General features: G+C 70.7%; 19 protein-coding genes and 3 tRNA genes. 18 read left to right on the top strand and 4 right to left on the bottom strand.

The features are described from left to right. Positions 1-350 precede the first annotated feature (350 nt). The 14 genes from KK483_RS16545 (at position 351) to xerC (ending at position 9,916) form a co-directional block, all read left to right on the top strand. Positions 351-614, top strand: coding sequence for a DUF6284 family protein (locus tag KK483_RS16545; protein WP_262005998.1), 264 nt, complete (start codon positions 351-353; stop codon positions 612-614). Further along, positions 614-877: a hypothetical protein gene (locus KK483_RS16540; protein ID WP_262005997.1), complete on the top strand. Its 264-nt coding sequence runs from the start codon at positions 614-616 to the stop codon at positions 875-877. Before KK483_RS16545 ends, KK483_RS16540 begins: the two co-directional genes overlap by 1 nt. Further along, a complete protein-coding gene (locus tag KK483_RS16535) occupies positions 874-1,767 on the top strand; it encodes a DUF2637 domain-containing protein (RefSeq protein ID WP_262005996.1) in 894 nt (297 codons plus the stop codon). The genes KK483_RS16540 and KK483_RS16535 overlap by 4 nt, the downstream gene beginning before the upstream one ends. Further along, on the top strand, positions 1,767-2,162 hold the full coding sequence (locus KK483_RS16530; RefSeq protein WP_262005995.1) for an RRQRL motif-containing zinc-binding protein: 396 nt from the start codon (positions 1,767-1,769) through the stop codon (positions 2,160-2,162). The genes KK483_RS16535 and KK483_RS16530 overlap by 1 nt, the downstream gene beginning before the upstream one ends. A 2-nt stretch (positions 2,163-2,164) precedes the next feature. After that, the gene (locus KK483_RS16525; RefSeq protein WP_262005994.1) at positions 2,165-2,482 is read left to right on the top strand and encodes a hypothetical protein; all 318 of its coding nucleotides are present in this window, start codon (positions 2,165-2,167) and stop codon (positions 2,480-2,482) included. A 9-nt stretch (positions 2,483-2,491) separates the two neighbouring features. Then, positions 2,492-2,653, top strand: coding sequence for a pRL2-8 (locus KK483_RS16520; protein WP_262005993.1), 162 nt, complete (start codon positions 2,492-2,494; stop codon positions 2,651-2,653). A 2-nt stretch (positions 2,654-2,655) separates the two neighbouring features. Then, the gene (locus tag KK483_RS16515; RefSeq protein WP_262005992.1) at positions 2,656-2,958 is read left to right on the top strand and encodes a hypothetical protein; all 303 of its coding nucleotides are present in this window, start codon (positions 2,656-2,658) and stop codon (positions 2,956-2,958) included. Between the two features lie 96 nt (positions 2,959-3,054). After that, positions 3,055-5,169 (top strand): FtsK/SpoIIIE domain-containing protein, encoded by a 2,115-nt coding sequence (locus KK483_RS16510; protein WP_262005991.1) that lies wholly within the window; start codon positions 3,055-3,057, stop codon positions 5,167-5,169. Positions 5,170-5,376: 207 nt separating this feature from the next. Further along, positions 5,377-5,841 carry a hypothetical protein gene (locus KK483_RS16505; protein ID WP_262005990.1) on the top strand — a complete coding sequence of 155 codons (465 nt, stop codon included), beginning with the start codon at positions 5,377-5,379 and terminating at the stop codon, positions 5,839-5,841. An 89-nt stretch (positions 5,842-5,930) separates the two neighbouring features. Then, complete coding sequence (locus tag KK483_RS16500; RefSeq protein ID WP_262005989.1) at positions 5,931-6,836, top strand: bifunctional DNA primase/polymerase; 906 nt, start codon at positions 5,931-5,933, stop codon at positions 6,834-6,836. Further along, on the top strand, positions 6,833-7,189 hold the full coding sequence (locus KK483_RS16495; RefSeq protein ID WP_262005988.1) for a hypothetical protein: 357 nt from the start codon (positions 6,833-6,835) through the stop codon (positions 7,187-7,189). Before KK483_RS16500 ends, KK483_RS16495 begins: the two co-directional genes overlap by 4 nt. Then, positions 7,186-8,331 carry a DUF3631 domain-containing protein gene (locus tag KK483_RS16490; protein ID WP_262005987.1) on the top strand — a complete coding sequence of 382 codons (1,146 nt, stop codon included), beginning with the start codon at positions 7,186-7,188 and terminating at the stop codon, positions 8,329-8,331. Before KK483_RS16495 ends, KK483_RS16490 begins: the two co-directional genes overlap by 4 nt. A 179-nt stretch (positions 8,332-8,510) precedes the next feature. After that, positions 8,511-8,708, top strand: a complete 198-nt coding sequence (locus KK483_RS16485) for a helix-turn-helix domain-containing protein (protein WP_262005986.1) — start codon at positions 8,511-8,513, stop codon at positions 8,706-8,708. Next, positions 8,708-9,916, top strand: coding sequence for a tyrosine recombinase XerC (gene xerC, locus KK483_RS16480; protein WP_262005985.1), 1,209 nt, complete (start codon positions 8,708-8,710; stop codon positions 9,914-9,916). Before KK483_RS16485 ends, xerC begins: the two co-directional genes overlap by 1 nt. 92 nt (positions 9,917-10,008) lie before the next feature. Here xerC and KK483_RS16475 read toward each other — a convergent pair. The 4 genes from KK483_RS16475 to KK483_RS16460 form a co-directional block, all read right to left on the bottom strand. Further along, positions 10,009-10,082: transfer RNA gene (locus KK483_RS16475), tRNA-Phe, on the bottom strand. A gap of 23 nt (positions 10,083-10,105) precedes the next feature. Next, positions 10,106-10,180: transfer RNA gene (locus tag KK483_RS16470), tRNA-Asp, on the bottom strand. A gap of 46 nt (positions 10,181-10,226) precedes the next feature. Next, positions 10,227-10,299, bottom strand: a tRNA-Glu gene (locus KK483_RS16465). A gap of 80 nt (positions 10,300-10,379) precedes the next feature. Next, positions 10,380-11,927 carry a metallophosphoesterase gene (locus KK483_RS16460; RefSeq protein WP_262005984.1) on the bottom strand — a complete coding sequence of 516 codons (1,548 nt, stop codon included), beginning with the start codon at positions 11,925-11,927 and terminating at the stop codon, positions 10,380-10,382. Between the two features lie 79 nt (positions 11,928-12,006). Between KK483_RS16460 and KK483_RS16455 the strand changes: the two genes are divergently transcribed. The 4 genes from KK483_RS16455 (at position 12,007) to KK483_RS16440 (ending at position 16,207) form a co-directional block, all read left to right on the top strand. Next, positions 12,007-12,357 (top strand): metallopeptidase family protein, encoded by a 351-nt coding sequence (locus KK483_RS16455; RefSeq protein WP_242338321.1) that lies wholly within the window; start codon positions 12,007-12,009, stop codon positions 12,355-12,357. A 5-nt stretch (positions 12,358-12,362) separates the two neighbouring features. Continuing rightward, positions 12,363-12,836, top strand: a complete 474-nt coding sequence (gene crcB, locus KK483_RS16450; protein ID WP_399014193.1) for a fluoride efflux transporter CrcB — start codon at positions 12,363-12,365, stop codon at positions 12,834-12,836. Between the two features lie 194 nt (positions 12,837-13,030). Further along, the gene (locus tag KK483_RS16445; RefSeq protein WP_262005983.1) at positions 13,031-13,633 is read left to right on the top strand and encodes a hypothetical protein; all 603 of its coding nucleotides are present in this window, start codon (positions 13,031-13,033) and stop codon (positions 13,631-13,633) included. 339 nt (positions 13,634-13,972) lie between these two features. Continuing rightward, on the top strand, positions 13,973-16,207 hold the full coding sequence (locus KK483_RS16440; protein ID WP_262005982.1) for a DEAD/DEAH box helicase: 2,235 nt from the start codon (positions 13,973-13,975) through the stop codon (positions 16,205-16,207). The last annotated feature ends 143 nt before the right edge of the window (positions 16,208-16,350 follow it).

The following is a 16,350-nucleotide window of genomic DNA, read 5'->3' as shown; positions in this document are numbered from 1 at the left end:
CCGCTTGACACCGCAGGGAACCCTAGGGAACCCTAAGGGTGTGCCCGAAGGAAAGCCCCGCGGGGTGAGTACGACGTGAGCGCTTGTGGCTTGAGAACTCAACAGCGTGCTGAGGGAGCCCGTCCCACCTCTGCGAACAAGAGGGCGGGCGCGTGCGGGTTCTGTCCCGTGCGCGGTACAGCGCGACCCCACCTGCGCAGCCTCGCTGCGGCCGGTTGCCTCCGCTGCTCGTCTCGTACGAGCGGCGCTGAGGGGAGCCGGAAACCCGACTTCAACGGCGTGCACCCCCGGAGCGGCTACTCCGGGGGTGCTGTTCGGGCCGTTCTTACCTGCTAGGGAGACAACGACCCATGGAGTACATCGCTGCACGTCAGGCGGCCGTTACCGCGGCCGTCGACAGCATCGACCGCGAGCCGACGGCCGCGGAGCTGGACGCGATCGAGCGGGAGATGCCGGTCATCCTGGCCGGCGTCGACCTGCTCGACGCGCAGATCATCACCCTGGACCGCATCCCGAGCGAGCTGGACCAGCGGCGGATCCGCCGCGCCCGCCGCCGGGTGCTCGCTGCCCGCCGCGAGCTCGCCAACCGCCTCAGCTCGGGGGAGGTGGCGTGATGGGCATCCGTGACCGGATCACCGAGTTCGCCATCAACCACATGACCGACCCCAACGGTTCTCCGAACGCGGCGCGCCGCGCCTCGCAGGCCGCCGCGGTCATCGCCGACACTGCGGCGGATCACAGCGCTGTCACCGCCGCTGGCGTCTCCCTGCTGGGGGCGGCGGCGGTCGCTGCCGAGGGGGCGCTGAGCAAATACGTCTACCCGCCCGGCGACTACGCGACCTTCCGTGACGAGCCGGAGCGGCGGTGGCGCCGATGAACCGCGCCGGAAAGACGCTGCTCGTCCTCGCGCTGGTCGTCGTGGTCGGCATGGCATTTCGCGTCTCGTGGAACGCGCTGCGGGACGTGGCCACGGCGGTCGGTGCGGACGCGACCGGAGCCACCCTGTACCCCTTCGTGGTCGACGGGCTGATGGCCCTTGCCCTGGTCGCCACGCTCGTCCTGACCGATCGGGCCGACAAGCGGTTCGCGCTGCGGGTCCTGGCCGCGTACACCGCCGCTTCGCTGGTGCTGAACTTCGTGCACGGCCTCGTCCCGGAGCTTCACGGCGAGTCGGTCGACTGGACACGGCTGGCCGACTGGGACCCGGTCAACTGGCTACTCGTCCTGCTCGCCACGTCGCTGCCGGTCGGGTCGATCTACTTCGGGTCCGACCTCGTGGCGAAGGTGCTGCACCACCGCCCCGCCCCGATCTCGGCCCCGACCGCGAATGCGGAGGAATCTACCGAGACCGTGAGGAATCAGTCTAGGGCTGACCTCGTGGGATCGACCCCAGAGGCGATCACGCCGAACGTGAAACCGCTGCCCCGGGCGGTAGCCGTCGGGTTCCTGAAGTCGACTCTCCCGGCCAAGTCACTTCCGGCGATCCAGTCGAGCCCAGTGCAGCCAATCGAGCTGGGTGCAGTGGCTGCCGAGTCGACCCGACCGCGCCGGACCACGGGCCGCGTGCCCGAGGCAGCGCGCACGCCGCGCCCGAAGCGGACCCCGGATGAGCTGCTGGACGAGGCGCGGAAGGCCACGGCCGACTGGCCCGACGACAAGCTGACCGCTGAGGGCATCCGTCGCACGGTCCGTACCTCGCCCGTGAACGCACGGATGCTGCGGGACACCCTGCTTGCCGAGAGGGCGACAGTTGGGGCGGTGGCGTGATGTCCCCCGCCTTCGGCAAGTGCTACGACCCGAGCGGCACGCTCCATGGCATCCCGACCTACCCGTGGCGCTACGCCCCGGACGGGCTGGCCACGCGCCGGCAGTTACGGGCCCGCGGTCTGCGCCCGGGGGGTCAGCCGATAGCGGCTCAGCTCATGCGCCTCTCGTGTCGCCGCAAGAACGGCGTGAGCGTCGCCTACCTGTACCGGATCGACCGTGCGAAGCCGGTGCGTCCGATGACCTCGCGCAAGTGGGGAGCGCTCGCCCTGGCGATGCTCGCCCGCCGCACCTGCCCCAAGTGCCGCGTGGTCTACGGCTACTGCCTGCCGACCTCGCTCGGCATGTGCCTGCTCTGCGCCTCCCCCAATCCCTGCGGATCCCCGAGGAGTACGTGATCATGGGCAAGCCCGACACGCGCCGTCTGGATCGGGAGATCCGGCTGGCGGCCCGCAAGCTTGAAGCCGTCCGCAACCGCGAGATATGGCCCCTCGACAGTCACGAGCGACGCGCTGTCCTGGCCGCCGCGGTCGGCGGCTCCTACCGCATCGTGCGGGGCCGCAGCACCGGACAGGTCGAGCAGCGTATTGAGGCCGCGTGGCAGAGCGCGGAGACGCGGCTGGTCGCGGAGATCGCCTCTCTGCACAGCGAGCGTCAGCGGGTCGTGAACGAGGCCGCCGCCGCGAAGGCTGTCAAGAAGTCGTCGGGGTGGTGGTGAATGCCCGGCATGCAGACGCCTCCGGGTGAGTGCCCGCAGTGCTGGCAGCACGCCCACGATCGGCGCGCACACCGTCATCTCGGGCCCCGGGAGGACTGTCCGCAGTGCGTGGACCACATGATCAACGGCCACCCGTACATCGTGCCCAAGAAGCCGTCTCGGTGGTGGTGAGCATGGACCGTCGTTGCCCTGCCGCCCATCCGGAGGACCCGACGCCGTGCGGCGGCCCGGTGGTGGTGACCGTGCTGGACCGCACGAACGCGGGCGCGGACGGCTGCGAGCACCACGCCGCCCGCCTGCTCGCCTCCCTGGAGGGCGGGCGTGTCTACGCCCTTCCCGACGCCCCGGCGGGCGCCGCGATCCGCGTGTTCACGGCGGCCGGCACCATCCGCCCGTTCTGCTGGTACGAGGACGCACCGCGCACCGAGGCATGCCAGCTCAGCCACGCGGAGAACCGCGCCCGTCACGGCGCCTGAACCACGCGCCCCGCCCGCCCTCGACCGGGCGGGGCGCCCATCCTCCCCCCTTCTCAATTTGCCGCCCCTATAGGGGTAGTCAGGAGTTTGCCTGTCATGGGTGACACCGTCGTTCACCTGCACAAGCACACCGATCCGCCCGCCGAGCCGTCCGCCGTGACGACGCTGACCGTGGTCCCCGATCCGGCGCCCGCCACGCCCGTTCCGCTGTGGGTGCGCTCGGGGCGTGCCGTGATGACGGCGGTCACGCATGAGCACACGAAGGCGTCTGCGCGGGCGGTTGCGCGGCACGGCCTGTACACGTTCAACGGGGGTCGGATCGTGGCCCGTCGTACCTGGGACGGCCGCACCGGCGCCCGCTACGAACGCATGCTCCGTGCCGCTGAGGCCGCCGGGAACTATGAGGTGGCGCAGGAGTGGGAGGAACGCCTTCAGCGCTTCCGCGAAGCCCGCCATCGGCGCCGTATGGATCTGCTGCACTCGCCTGTAGACGCGGCCAAGGGCGCCCTGGTCGGCACCGGCATGGGCATAGGCGGTCTGGTCGCCCTCGGGGTCGTCATGGCCATCGCCAACAAGGACATCACCGATGTCGTCACTCCGCTGTCGGCGGTCATCGAGTTCATCGCCCTGATGATCACCATCGTCCAGGTGGTGTGGGGGCCGCTGATCAGCGTCGGGCCGTTCCTCGCGCTGCTCGCCCTGTGGTCGGTGGGCTGCAAGCAGCAGGCCGCACCGAACTGGGCCCTGCCGGCCAATATCCGGTCGAGTGAGGGTGAGCCGATCACTCCGTCGATTGTGGTCAAGGCCCTGCGCGATCTGGGCGTCCCGGCTCTGGCGCGGGCCATCAAGGAGATGGGCGATGCCGGCGCCTCGATGCTGGGTCCGATCCGGATCGCCGGATGCGGCGTCGAAGTCGACGTCACCCTCCCCTCCGGCGTCTCCACCAACGAGGTGCAGAGCAAGCGCCGCAAGCTCGCGGAGAACCTCACCCGGCATGAGCACGAGGTGTTCATCACCATCCCGCAAGCGGCTCGCACCGTTCGGCTGTGGATTGCCGACAGTGGTGCGCTGGATGAGCCGATCGGCCCGTCCCCGCTGACCACCGACAACTCGATGACCGCGAACTACAAGACGGGCAAGGCACCGTGGGGGCAGGACCTGCGCGGCGACGCCGCCGCGCTCAGCCTGTACCAGCGCCACCTGCTCATCACGGGCCTGTCGAACCAGGGCAAGACCGTGGCCCTGCGCTCCCTGGCCCTGTGGCTCTCGCTGGACAAGTCGGTGCAGTTCCTCATGGGTGACCTCAAGGGTGTGGGTGACTGGGCCATGTTCGACGGCCTCGCCACGACCCTGATCCAGGGCCCGACCGATGAGCACGTGATCCAGGTAGTTGAGATGGTCGAAGGCGCGGTGGACGAGATGAACCGCCGTATCCAGGCCCCGCCCGGCACCGTGTTCCCGCCACTGATCGTCCTGGTCGACGAAGCGCAGGTGGCGTTCATGTGCCCGGCCAAGGACGACGACAAGCGCCCGTACGGCGGGGCCAGGGCCAACTCCCGGTACTTCATGGCCGTCCGCAAGATCCACAACCAGGGCCGGGCCGTGAACGTGCTCATGTGGCAGGGCACCCAGGACCCGACCAACGAGAACCTCCCCAAGCTCGTGCGTGAAGGCGCCCACACACGCGCCTCCCTCGCCCTGGGCACCGAATCCCAGGCCCGCATGGCCCTCGGGGACAAGGCCGTCGACGGCGGCGCCGCACCCAACCTGCTGCGACCCGGCCTGGACCGGGGAACCCTCGTCGTCGCCTCCGACGGCATCACCATCCCCGCCGGACAGTCGTCCATCACCGTGCGCACGCACTACATCGACGACGACGCCGCCGAAGCCATCACCGACCGCGCCAAAGCCCTGCGCGACGGCGTCACCACCCTGCACGCCATCGACCGCGGTACAGAGCACGATCCGCTCGCCGACATCGCCGCCGTCATCGGCGACGCACCCCGCGTGCGGACCAAAGACGTCCTCGCGCGGCTCGCCACACGCAACGCCGACGCCTACGGCAGCTGGTCGTTCATCGACCTCAAGCGCGTCCTCGACGGCGCCGGCGCCGAACCGTACAAGTCCGACGGCGTCATGGTCGTCGCCCGCGAACGCGTCGCCCGCGCCCTCACCAACCGCAACAACGAGGGTTCCGCTTCCACCGGCTGACGGCAGGGAGCGCACCGCCGACGGGTCAGGGAGACAGGGAGAACTCCCTCACTCCCTCCCTGACCCGCTTCCCTGGCCCTGACCAGCACAAATGATCGTCCAGGGAGTCAGGGAGGCCCGCAGGTCAGCACCCCAGAAACCCCCTCCACAACGCCCCCTCAAGGGGGTGCCGTTGCCTCCCTGGCTCACCTCCGGAAGGGATTCCACATGCACCCCGACAAGCCCAGCCACACGGCCACAGAGCGGGCCGTGGAAGTCCACCACCCCACCCCGATCACCCCCGCCGTCGCCGTCCCGGCACCGGTCGTACCGGTGCAGCCGGGCACGGTCCCGGCCGTGGCGAGCATCGTCCTCCCCGACGGCCGCGTCGTCACCGGCTACGCCATCGAACCCGCCCGCCCGGAACCGGTCACGGCCAAGCCGCCCGTCTCGCGGGCGGCCGTGAACGTCGCCCTCGGGGGCATCGGCTTCCTTGCAGTGTGCGGCGGACTGCTCCTGCTCACCTCGTTCATCGCCGCGCTCGCCGCGCTCGTGCAGCAGCTCATCATCCTCGCCGCCGTCATCTTCGGCGGCTGGATCGCCGTGCAGATCTTCAGCGCGAGCGGCCACCAGGGCGCCACCACGGTCAACATCCGCAAGGCCGTCATCAAGCGCAACCACTTCCACAGCTAGCTACGCCAAGGGCGACCGCCCGCTCTCGCCAAAGATGCGCGGTCGCCCTTGCCAGCCAGTCACCCATCAAGGAACTGGAGACATCCAGCATGACCCATGACCCCCGTCCCGCGCTGCTGCGTGCGGCGCTGGACGCCGCCCAACACGGCTGGCACGTCTTCCCCCTCCGCCCCGGCACCAAGCGCCCCGCCCTGCACGGCAAGGGCACCTGCGCCGGAACCGGCGAGTGCGCCGACGGGCATCAGAAGTGGGAACAGCGCGCCACTACCGCCCCCGACCGCATCCACGCCGCGTGGTCGCGGGCTCCATTCAACGTCGGCATCGCCACGGGTCCCTCAGGTCTGGTCGTCGTCGACCTGGACACGCCAGAGCACAAGGGCAGTTCGGACGCGCCTAACGGCGCGGCGACCTTTGGAGCGCTCTGCGAGCGCGCCGGGCAAGCCGTCCCCGAGACCTACCGGGTGCGGACTGCAAGCGGTGGAACGCATCTCTACTTCACCGTCCCGCCCGGCGTCCGTCTGGGCAACACGGCGGGCACGGTGGCCGATTCGGTCGACACCCGAGCGCGAGGCGGCTACGTCGTCGCCGCGGGCAGCACCCTCCCCGCCGGACACTACGAGGCCCTGTGTGCCCCTGTGCCCGCCGCTCTGCCCCCGTGGCTCCACACCATCCTGCAACCGGCCCTCAAGGCGTCTCAGGCTCCCTCAAGGGCTGTTGCGGAGCAATCTCGTCGATATGCGGATGTAGCACTCGCCAACGAGGCGCGGAACGTCGCCATGTCGCAACTCGGAGCGCGGGAAGCAGCTTTGTTCCGGGCGGCGCGCGCCTTGGGGCGGTTCGTCGCGTGGGGCGACCTTCCCCGACACACGGTCGAGGACGCTCTTCAGGAGGCGGGCGAGACGGCCGGACTCACCGTCTCCGAGTGCCGCTCCACTCTCCGCAGCGCCCTGAACTGGTCCATCACCCACAACAGCCGCAGGTCGGAGACGGCATGAACACCCCCTCCCGCCCCCGCCTGAAGAGCATCACGTCCACCACGTCCGGCCAGTCAGCCGCTCCACAGCCTGTGGACCAGACGGCTGCGGGCGAGCCGAAAGGCGCCGCCCGCAAGGGCGTCCGAACTGCTTGTAGTTCTGATCCGCACGGCGACGACGGACGCCGCCCCGTCGCGTGGCTGCACATCGTCGCCCCGCGCGGCGCCGTCCCCACCGCCACCTCGCGCTGCATGTGCGGACGCGACCGCAGCGCCATCGGCAAGCCCCGGGTGCTCGCCCTGATCGAGGACCACGCCGCCCACCGAGACGTATGCCCCCTGCGCCGCTCCCAGGAAGGAAGGGCCGCCGCATGACCAGCCCCATCGACGGCGCCGCGCTGCTCGACGAGGTGGAAGCCTTCCACCGTCGCTTCAACGTCTTTCCCACCGAAGCCGCCTACGTCGCCGTGGCCCTGTGGGACGCGCACGCCCACCTGCTCGACTGCTTCGACTCCACTCCCCGCATCGCCTTCCTCTCCCCGGAACCGGGGTCGGGCAAGACCCGGGCGCTGGAGATCGTGGAAACCCTCGTGCCGCAGCCCATGACCGCGGTCAATGCGTCCGCCGCCGCTCTGTTCCGGTCCGTCTCCGGGGGCGATGGCAAGCCAACGATTCTGTTCGATGAGATCGACACTGTCTTCGGTCCCAAGGCGGGGGACAACGAGGAACTGCGGGGGTTCCTCAACGCCGGACACCGTCGCACCGGGGTCACCTACCGGTGCATCGGAGACGGTGGGCAGCAAACAGTGCAGGCGTTCCCGTCGTACTGCGCGGTGGCGGTCGCCGGTCTCGGTTCGCTGCCGGACACGATCCTGAGCCGCTCCGTCATCATCCGCATGCGCCGCCGGGCCAGGAACGAGAAGGTGGAGCCTTTCCGAGCCCGCATCCACGAAGCGGAGGGGCACAAACTCCGAGATCGACTCGCCACGTGGGCAGAGCAAGCGCGGGGGTTCGTCATGGGTGCGTGGCCGGACATGCCGGACGGGGTGACCGACCGGCCGGCGGACGTGTGGGAACCCCTGATCGCCATCGCCGACGCGGTCGGCGGCCACTGGCCCGAGCGGGCACGTGGGGCATGCGTGACGCTGGTGACCGCATCCAAGGTGAACGACAAGGGCAGTCTGGGCGTTCGGCTGCTGACCGACCTGCGTGATCACGTCATGGTCGGTATCGACCGCCTGCCCACCGTCGCCATCCTGGACCGGCTCAACGCCCTCGACGACGCACCGTGGGCCGACCTCAACGGCAAGCCGCTCGACAACCGGCGCCTGTCGAAGATGCTCGCGGAGTACATGACGGCCGACAACGAGCCCATCGCCTCCCGCAACATCAAGGCCGCCGGGAGCGTCCTGAAGGGCTACTACGCCGCCGATCTCTGGGACGCGTGGGCCCGCTACTGCCCCCCACCCCCGGAAAGTCCGCTACCTCCGCTACCCGGCACGGAAAACGTGGCCTGACCAGCGCTGATGAGGTAGCGGCAACCGGCCTCGGTTGCCGCTACCCCGCCGCTACCTATCCGCTACCGCTACCCCTTCCCGCTACCTCCAACAGGCCCCTGACCTGCGAGGTAGCGGCGGTAGCGGAAGTAGCGGCCCTCAGAGAGGCCCCCCGACGGACCGCCCCTAGGAGTCACCGCATGAGCTCCGCCCTGCCCACAAGTCACCAGGCCCTGACCGTGCCTGAGGTCATGAGCGCACTCCGAATGAGCCGCTTCAAGGTCTACGACCTGATCCGGACCAAGCGGCTCCCGAGCTTCACCGAAGGGCGCTCCCGCCGGATCCCGGCGGACGCGCTCGCCACGTACATGAAGAACCGACTGGAGGAGGCCGCCTGATGGCCAAGCGCGCCAACGGCGAAGGCAGCATCACGATCCGTAAGGACGGCACGTACCACGGCCGCGTGTACGTGACGACGACCAGCGGCATCCGTAAGCGGGTCTCGGTCTATGGCAAGACCCGCGACGACGTGCGGGAGAAGATCACCAACCTTCAGTCGCAGGAGAACCAGGGCATTCCGGTGCCCGACACGAACATGAGGCTGGAGGACTACCTCACCTACTGGCTGGCCACGGTTGTCCGGGTCAACCGCCGGCCGAAGACGTACCAGGGCTACGAGAGCGTGGCGCGCGTCCACCTCGTGCCCGGACTCGGGCGCAAGAAGATCCGGACGCTTCGGGCCGCGGAGGTTCGCACCTGGCTCGCGGCGGTGTCGGGGGAGTGCCAGTGCTGCAAGCACGGGTGGGACAAGGACCGCCGGGAGCCTGAGTGCTGCGCCGCGAAGCCGAAGGAGTGCTGCCGCTCGCTTCTCTCCCGCCGCATGGTGCAGTCCATCCACGCCGTGCTCCGGAACGCCCTCCAGAACGCCGTCCGAGAGGAACTGATCGTGCGGAACGTCGCCCAGCTCGTGCAGGTGCCCACGCCGTCGTACGACACGGGAAAAGGGCTCAGCGTGGCCTCCGCCCGTCTCCTGCTCCGGGAGTCCGCAGGGGACCGGCTGCACGCGCTCTACGTGCTCGCCCTGGTCCTGGGGATGCGCCGGGGTGAGGTTCTGGGACTCCGCTGGGACGCGGTCGACCTCGACCGCGAGACGCTGACCGTGGACCGGGCCCTCCAGCGCGTCGACGGGGAGCTCCGGCTGGTCCAGCCCAAGACCGCGGCCTCGGTCCGCACGGTCCCGCTCCCGCCGGTTGTCGTGAAGGTGCTCACCGAGCACCGTGAGCGGCAGGCGCAGGAGCGGGCGGTGGCAGGCATCGAGTGGAAGGAGAACGGGCTGATCTTCACCTCTCGGATCGGCACCCCGCTGGAACCGGACAACCTCCGGAGGAGCTGGTACCCGCTCCGGAAGCGGCTCGGGCTGGAGATCCGGTTCCACGATCTCCGGCACTCGGCAGTCTCACTCCTGCTGGACCTGGGAGTGCCGCCGCACATCGTCCGGCAGATCGTGGGGCACAGCGACATCGGCGTGACGATGAAGGTCTACGCCCACGCCTCGTTGGACGAGCAGCGCAAGGCGCTCAGGAAGCTCGGGGACACCCTGTCCTGAGAACCGTTGGCGTACGGGTTGGCGTAACCGGCACGAAAACGCCCCCTCCGAATGATCTTCAGAGGGGGCGTATGCCCTGTTCAGGGTTGCGGTGGCTGGGGCCGGGGTCGAACCGGCGACCTTCCGCTTTTCAGGCGGACGCTCGTACCAACTGAGCTACCCAGCCACGCGATCTACGGGAGATCGCAGCGGTCCTGACGGGATTTGAACCCGCGGCCTCCACCTTGACAGGGTGGCGAGCACTCCAAACTGCTCCACAGGACCAGAGGTGATGCATTGTGCGAGAGCCAGTCTCGCACACGGTGATGCGTGCCCCCAACGGGATTCGAACCCGTGCTACCGCCTTGAAAGGGCGGCGTCCTGGGCCACTAGACGATGAGGGCTAAGGGCCCACCTGGGCGCTTAGCAGCGCGTCGGGGACGTGAGAAGCATATGGGATGCGGGGAGCTATCGCCAAAACGGTTTACGGGGCGGGTGAGGAGCGGGGGGCCGGGGGCGGTGAGCCGGCGGCTGGTTCGGTGGCCAGATGGCGGCTGACCTCGGCGGTTGTGAGGCCCAGGCCGCCCAGGGTGATCTCGTCCCACGCCTGGAGCGTGCGCGTGGTGCGGTCCAGGTAGAGGACGGAGGCGCGGACCTTCTCCGGCTCGTCGTTCTGGACCGCGCGCAGTCCCCCGCCGCCCGTGGAGCCCTCGATCTTCAGGCGGGTGCCGAGCGGCAGGAGCTCGGTCTCGCGGTGGTGTACGTGGCCCGCCAGGGCGAGGGGGACGGTGCCGTCGGTCTCGCGGGCGGCGACCGGGTTGTGGGCGACGGCGATGTCGACGGGGGTGCCCGCGCGGCGCTGGTCGCGCAGGGCGGAGGCGAGGCGGATCCCGGCCATGCGCTCGGCGGGGTCGCCCTGGGCGGCGACCGAGCGGTCGGGGGTGAACTGGGGGTCGCCGGTGCCCGCCACGCGCAGGCCCGCCACGGTGACCGCGCGGCCCTCGTCGAGGACGTGGACGTTGTCGAGGTCCTGGAGATAGCGCTGGGTGGCGGGCGAGTCGTGGTTGCCGCGGACCCAGACGTAGGGCGCGCCGAGGTCGGGGATCGGGTCGAGGAAGGTGTTCTCGGCGGCGGTGCCGTGGTCCATGGTGTCGCCGGAGTCGATGATGACGTCGATCTCGTACTGCTCCACCAGTGAGCCGATGATGTGCCACGCGGCCGGGTTGAGGTGGATGTCGGAGACGTGCAGGACGCGCATCGTCCCCGGGTCCGGCTGGTAGACGGGGAGCGTGGAGGTCGCGTCGTACAGCTTGGTCACGTTGGTGACGAGACGGGCCAACTCCTTCTGGTAGACGTCGAATTCGGTGACGATCGAGCGGGCGCTGCCCACGACGGAAGGCGCCGAGGACAGGAGGCCGGAGAACTTCGGCTCCAGGACCGACTTCGGGTTCCAGGTCGCGTACGCGCTGGTGCCGGACGCCGCCAGGAGGGCGAGTGCGAGGCCGCCCGCCGTGAGGGCGCGGCGCGGGCTGCGGTAGACCGCGAGGCCGAGCGCGGTGGCGCCGGCGACGACGGCGACGCAGGAACGCACGGCGAGGTCGCGGGTGCCGGCCGTGACGTCCTGGGTGATCTCGTCCTGGAGGCCGGCGAGCCGCTCCGGATGCTCGACCAGGGCCTGGGAGCGGATGGGGTCGAGCCGGTCGACGTCGACGTCGAGGCGGATGGGCGCGGTGTGGGAGTCCAGTTCGAGGGCGCCGAGCGGGGAGACGTTGATCTTCGTGCCGCCGGAGAGGGACGGGCGGAGGGTCATGCTCGTGTCCATGGGCCCGACGGGCGTACGGACGGACCCGACGATCAGCAGCCCCAGCCAGGCGCCCAGCAGGACGACGGCGACCAGTCCGATCGCGCGGGCATAGGGATGGGGGGTAGGGGCGAGGGCGCCGGCGGGGGAACCGGTGGTGGCGGGGGTGCGGCGCCGGGTACGGGTGAGGAGGGCACGGAGCCGTTGACGGGCTTCACGGGCGCTGGCCATTGGTCGCGTATGCCCGTGTACGCGGCGGGCTATGCCCCGCGTACGGGGGTCGGGGGCGCGCGTGCGTGACAATGGCCGGGTGCTGGAGATGACGCGCGAGGAGTTCGAGGAACTGGTCGCCGAGGCGCTGGACCGGATCCCGCCGGAGCTGACGCGGCTGATGGACAACGTCGCGGTGTTCGTCGAGGACGAACCGTCCGCCGACGATCCCGAGCTGCTCGGGCTGTACGAGGGGACTCCGCTGACCGACCGCGGGGAGTGGTACGCCGGCGTTCTGCCGGACCGGATCACGATCTACCGGGGTCCGACGCTGCGGATCTGCGAGACCCGTGAGGAAGTGGTCGAGGAGACCGAGATCACGGTGGTCCATGAGATCGCCCACCACTTCGGGATCGACGACGAGCGGCTGCACGCGCTCGGGTACGGGTGAGCGTCGTGGGCCAGGGCACGGGCACCAGGTCCGGCTCCGGCTCCGGCTCCGGGCGGGTCGGGCGAGCCCCCTGGGCGGGCGTCAAGTGGAGCGTCATCGCGGCGGTTTCCGCCGGAGGGGCGCTGGGCGCGTCCGCGCGCTACGGGATGTCGCTCGCCTGGCCTTCGGTATGGGCGATCTTCACCGTCAATGTGGTCGGTTGTGCCCTCATCGGCGTGCTGATGGTGCTGGTGAGCGAGCGCGAGGTGGTCACGAGCCCGCTGGCGCGCCCGTTCCTCGGGGTCGGGGTGCTGGGCGGGTTCACGACGTTCTCGACGTACGCCCTCGACGTCGTGAAGCTGCTGGAGCGTCACCAGGTCGCGCAGGCAGTGGCGTACGGCGCCGGAACGGTAGCCGGCGCGCTGGCGGCGGTGTGGCTGGGCGCGTGGCTCACCCGCCGGGTCGTGGCGTTCGCCCGGCGGCTCGGGCGCGGAGCCTGAAACCCCGGCGGCTCGGGCGTGGTTCCCGAAACCGGCGGTTCCTGAAACCCGCTGGTTGCCGGTGGCGCCGGGTGTGTTGGCCGCTCGCGGCCCCGGGCTGGGCGTGCGCCGGGCGTGTCCCTTGTGGGGCACAGGGAGTTGGGCAGGAAGACCTGCGTCAGAACCCGTGTCCCGTGCCCTCGGAGGTGCCGCTCGTGCGCCAGTTGTCCGCCCCCGGCCGTTGTGCCGTATGGATCGCCACCGCCCTGGCGGTCGCGGCCTCCGCAGGCTGTATGAGCGTGAGCGACGACGGCGGTGGGCCGCCCGCGAAGTCCCCGCAGCAGCGCGGGGCCGGGATCGAGCCGGACGGCGGGGGCGCCGCGCCGGGCGGTGTCGGCGGGCACGAGCGCACGGGCATGGGCGCAGCCGCCCGCTCCGGCGGGGCCGCGGGCGAGGCCGCGGGCCAGGACGCGGGCGCCGGAGCGAGCCCGAGCGGGTCCGTGGCGCCGTCCGCGCGGCCGCCGAAGGGCGGCGTCGCCGGTGGAGGGGGCGCGGGACCCGCCGTACCGCCGGGGCCCACGCCTCCGCCGGGCGAGCCGACGCCGCCGGTCGACCCCACGCCGCCGGTGGACCCGACGCCGCCCGTCGACCCGACCCCGCCAGGCCCCGACCCGGATCCCGACCCGACCCAGGAACCCACCGACCCGCCGTCCGCCTCACCGGCGGCCAACACCCAGATGGGCGCGATGCGGGCGGCCGTCGATGGGGCGGGGGCGCACACGGTGCCGATGGCGTCGCCGCAGATGGCACCCGTATGAGCCCGTATGAGCCTGTATAGGCCCGTATGAGCCCGTGCGGGCCTGCACAGGCCCGTACGGGAAGGGCCGCCGGGCAGGAGGGGCCGAGGGGGTGCGCCGACATGGGCGGCCCCGCGCGGCCCCGCGGGTGTGACGAGCGACGCAGTGAGGCGGTTTGCCTTCGGCGGGTTCAGGTGCGTATGGTGGTAGATCGTTTGATCCCATTGCCCGGCGCCGACACAGAAGCGCGCCGCGTGGCGCGTACTCTCCCTAGCCGTGGCTGACCGCATTGAGGCGGTCGAATTGCGAATTCACGGAGTTTGGGCGCGTGCCGAGACTCCGGAAGGTTTCGCATTTCGCATGTCCATTTCCAGTACTGATCGTGCCGTCCTGCCCGAGAACGACGAGATCGTGACCGACGAGGTCGTGAACGAGGAGATCGTCGACGCGGCGGAGACGGCCGAGGCCGCGGCTGCCGACGAGGCTCCCGCGACCCCCGAGGTGACCTTCGGCGACCTCGGCCTCCCCGAGGGCGTCGTCCGCAAGCTCGCTCAGAACGGTGTCACCGTCCCGTTCCCGATCCAGGCCGCGACCATCCCGGACGCCCTGGCCGGCAAAGACATCCTCGGCCGTGGCCGCACCGGCTCCGGCAAGACCCTCTCCTTCGGTCTGCCGACCCTGGCCACGCTGGCCGGCGGCCAGACCGAGAAGAAGAAGCCCCGCGCCGTCATTCTCACCCCGACCCGTGAGCTCGCGATGCAGGTCGCGGACGCCCTCCAGCCCTACGGCGACGTCCTCGGCCTGAAGATCAAGGTCGTCTGCGGCGGTACGTCCATGGGCAACCAGATCTACGCGCTCGAGCGCGGCGTCGACATCCTCGTCGCCACCCCGGGCCGACTGCGCGACATCATCAACCGTGGCGCCTGCTCCCTCGAGAACGTCCAGGTCGCGGTCCTCGACGAGGCCGACCAGATGTCCGACCTGGGCTTCCTGCCCGAGGTCACCGAGCTGCTCGACCAGGTGCCCGAGGGTGGCCAGCGCATGCTCTTCTCCGCCACCATGGAGAACGAGATCGGCACCCTGGTCAAGCGCTACCTGAACAACCCGGTCAGCCACGAGGTCGACAGCGCCCAGGGCAACGTCACGACCATGACCCACCACGTCCTCGTCGTGAAGCCGAAGGACAAGGCGCCGGTCACGGCCGCGATCGCCGCCCGCAAGGGCCGCACGATCATCTTCGTCCGTACGCAGCTGGGGGCCGACCGTATCGCCGAGCAGCTCGTCGACGCGGGCGTGAAGGCCGATGCGCTGCACGGCGGCATGACGCAGGGTGCCCGCACCCGTGTCCTCGCCGACTTCAAGGACGGTTATGTCAACGCGCTGGTGGCGACCGATGTCGCCGCCCGCGGTATCCACGTCGACGGCATCGACCTCGTCCTGAACGTGGACCCGGCCGGGGACCACAAGGACTACCTGCACCGTTCGGGCCGCACCGCCCGTGCCGGCCAGTCCGGCACGGTCGTCTCGCTGGCGCTCCCGCACCAGCGCCGCCAGATCTTCCGTCTGATGGAGGACGCGGGCGTCGACGCCTCGCGCCACATCGTCGGCGGTGCGGGCATCTTCGACCCGGAGGTCGCCGAGATCACCGGTGCCCGTTCGCTGACCGAGGTCCAGGCCGACTCCGCGAACAACGCCGCCAAGCAGGCCGAGCGCGAGGTCGCCCAGCTCACCAAGGAGCTGGAGCGCGTCCAGCGCCGCGCCGCCGAACTCCGCGAGGAGGCCGACCGCCTGGTCGCCCGTGCCGCGCGCGAGCGTGGCGAGGACCCGCAGGCCGCGGTCGCCGAGGTGACCGAGGCGGCGGAGACCGAGGTCGCGGCGGCAGCCGAGGTGGCCGTACCCGAGCAGGCCCCGGCGTTCCGCGAGGCCCGTGAGGTCCGTGAGGAGCGTCCGTCGTACGAGCGCCGCGAGCGCCGTGACGAGCGCCGTGACGAGCGCCGTGACGATCGGGGCAACTTCGACCGTCGCGAGCGCCGTGACGACCGTGGCGGCCGTTCGTTCGAGCGTCGTGACAACGACCGTCCGTTCAACCGCGACCGTCGTGACGACGACCGCGGTGGCTTCCGCCGTGACAACGACCGTGGTGGCAACGACCGCGGTGGTTTCCGTCGTGACGACCGTCGTGACAACGACCGTCCGTTCAACCGCGACCGCGGTGGCAACGACCGTGGCGGCCGTTCGTTCGAGCGTCGTGACAACGACCGTCCGTTCAACCGCGACCGTCGTGACGACGACCGCGGTGGCTTCCGCCGTGACAACGACCGTGGCGGCAACGACCGTGGCGGCTTCCGTCGCGACGACCGTCGCGACAACGACCGTGGTGGCCGCCCCTTCGAGCGTCGCGACCACCGCGGCGGCAGCGACCGTCCGTTCAACCGCGACCGCCGCGACGACCGTCCCTCGGGCGGCGGCTTCCGCTCCGGCGGCCACGACCGCCCGTACGGCCGCCGTGACGACCACCGCGGCTCGGGCTCCGGCTCCGGCTCGTTCGGTGGCGGCCGCCGTGACGACAAGCCGCGCTGGAAGCGCAACGGCTGACCGGCCGTAATCCGTGGCAGGGCCCGTACGACACCTCGGTGCGTACGGGCCCTGCTCGTTCTCGACGCCCGTGTGGCGAGGCCCATGGCCCCGCCGAGGGCCTGGACGCCGACGGCCGCGCCGTGCCCTTCGGCCACGTGACG

It is taken from the genome of Streptomyces sp. FIT100 (assembly GCF_024584805.1).
GTDB lineage: Bacteria > Actinomycetota > Actinomycetes > Streptomycetales > Streptomycetaceae > Streptomyces.
Note: the sequence above shows the minus strand (reverse complement) of the source record. Positions and strands in the feature narration are given on the sequence as shown.

What these genes read in the sequence shown, in the direction of transcription:
- KK483_RS16545 (WP_262005998.1), top strand. Translation starts at nt 351, where the DNA reads ATGGAGTACATCGCTGCACGTCAGGCGGCCGTTACCGCGGCCGTCGAC.
- KK483_RS16540 (WP_262005997.1), top strand. Translation starts at nt 614, where the DNA reads ATGGGCATCCGTGACCGGATCACCGAGTTCGCCATCAACCACATGACC.
- KK483_RS16535 (WP_262005996.1), top strand. Translation starts at nt 874, where the DNA reads ATGAACCGCGCCGGAAAGACGCTGCTCGTCCTCGCGCTGGTCGTCGTG.
- KK483_RS16530 (WP_262005995.1), top strand. Translation starts at nt 1,767, where the DNA reads ATGTCCCCCGCCTTCGGCAAGTGCTACGACCCGAGCGGCACGCTCCAT.
- KK483_RS16525 (WP_262005994.1), top strand. Translation starts at nt 2,165, where the DNA reads ATGGGCAAGCCCGACACGCGCCGTCTGGATCGGGAGATCCGGCTGGCG.
- KK483_RS16520 (WP_262005993.1), top strand. Translation starts at nt 2,492, where the DNA reads ATGCAGACGCCTCCGGGTGAGTGCCCGCAGTGCTGGCAGCACGCCCAC.
- KK483_RS16515 (WP_262005992.1), top strand. Translation starts at nt 2,656, where the DNA reads ATGGACCGTCGTTGCCCTGCCGCCCATCCGGAGGACCCGACGCCGTGC.
- KK483_RS16510 (WP_262005991.1), top strand. Translation starts at nt 3,055, where the DNA reads ATGGGTGACACCGTCGTTCACCTGCACAAGCACACCGATCCGCCCGCC.
- KK483_RS16505 (WP_262005990.1), top strand. Translation starts at nt 5,377, where the DNA reads ATGCACCCCGACAAGCCCAGCCACACGGCCACAGAGCGGGCCGTGGAA.
- KK483_RS16500 (WP_262005989.1), top strand. Translation starts at nt 5,931, where the DNA reads ATGACCCATGACCCCCGTCCCGCGCTGCTGCGTGCGGCGCTGGACGCC.
- KK483_RS16495 (WP_262005988.1), top strand. Translation starts at nt 6,833, where the DNA reads ATGAACACCCCCTCCCGCCCCCGCCTGAAGAGCATCACGTCCACCACG.
- KK483_RS16490 (WP_262005987.1), top strand. Translation starts at nt 7,186, where the DNA reads ATGACCAGCCCCATCGACGGCGCCGCGCTGCTCGACGAGGTGGAAGCC.
- KK483_RS16485 (WP_262005986.1), top strand. Translation starts at nt 8,511, where the DNA reads ATGAGCTCCGCCCTGCCCACAAGTCACCAGGCCCTGACCGTGCCTGAG.
- xerC (WP_262005985.1), top strand. Translation starts at nt 8,708, where the DNA reads ATGGCCAAGCGCGCCAACGGCGAAGGCAGCATCACGATCCGTAAGGAC.
- KK483_RS16460 (WP_262005984.1), bottom strand. Translation starts at nt 11,927, where the DNA reads ATGGCCAGCGCCCGTGAAGCCCGTCAACGGCTCCGTGCCCTCCTCACC.
- KK483_RS16440 (WP_262005982.1), top strand. Translation starts at nt 13,973, where the DNA reads ATGTCCATTTCCAGTACTGATCGTGCCGTCCTGCCCGAGAACGACGAG.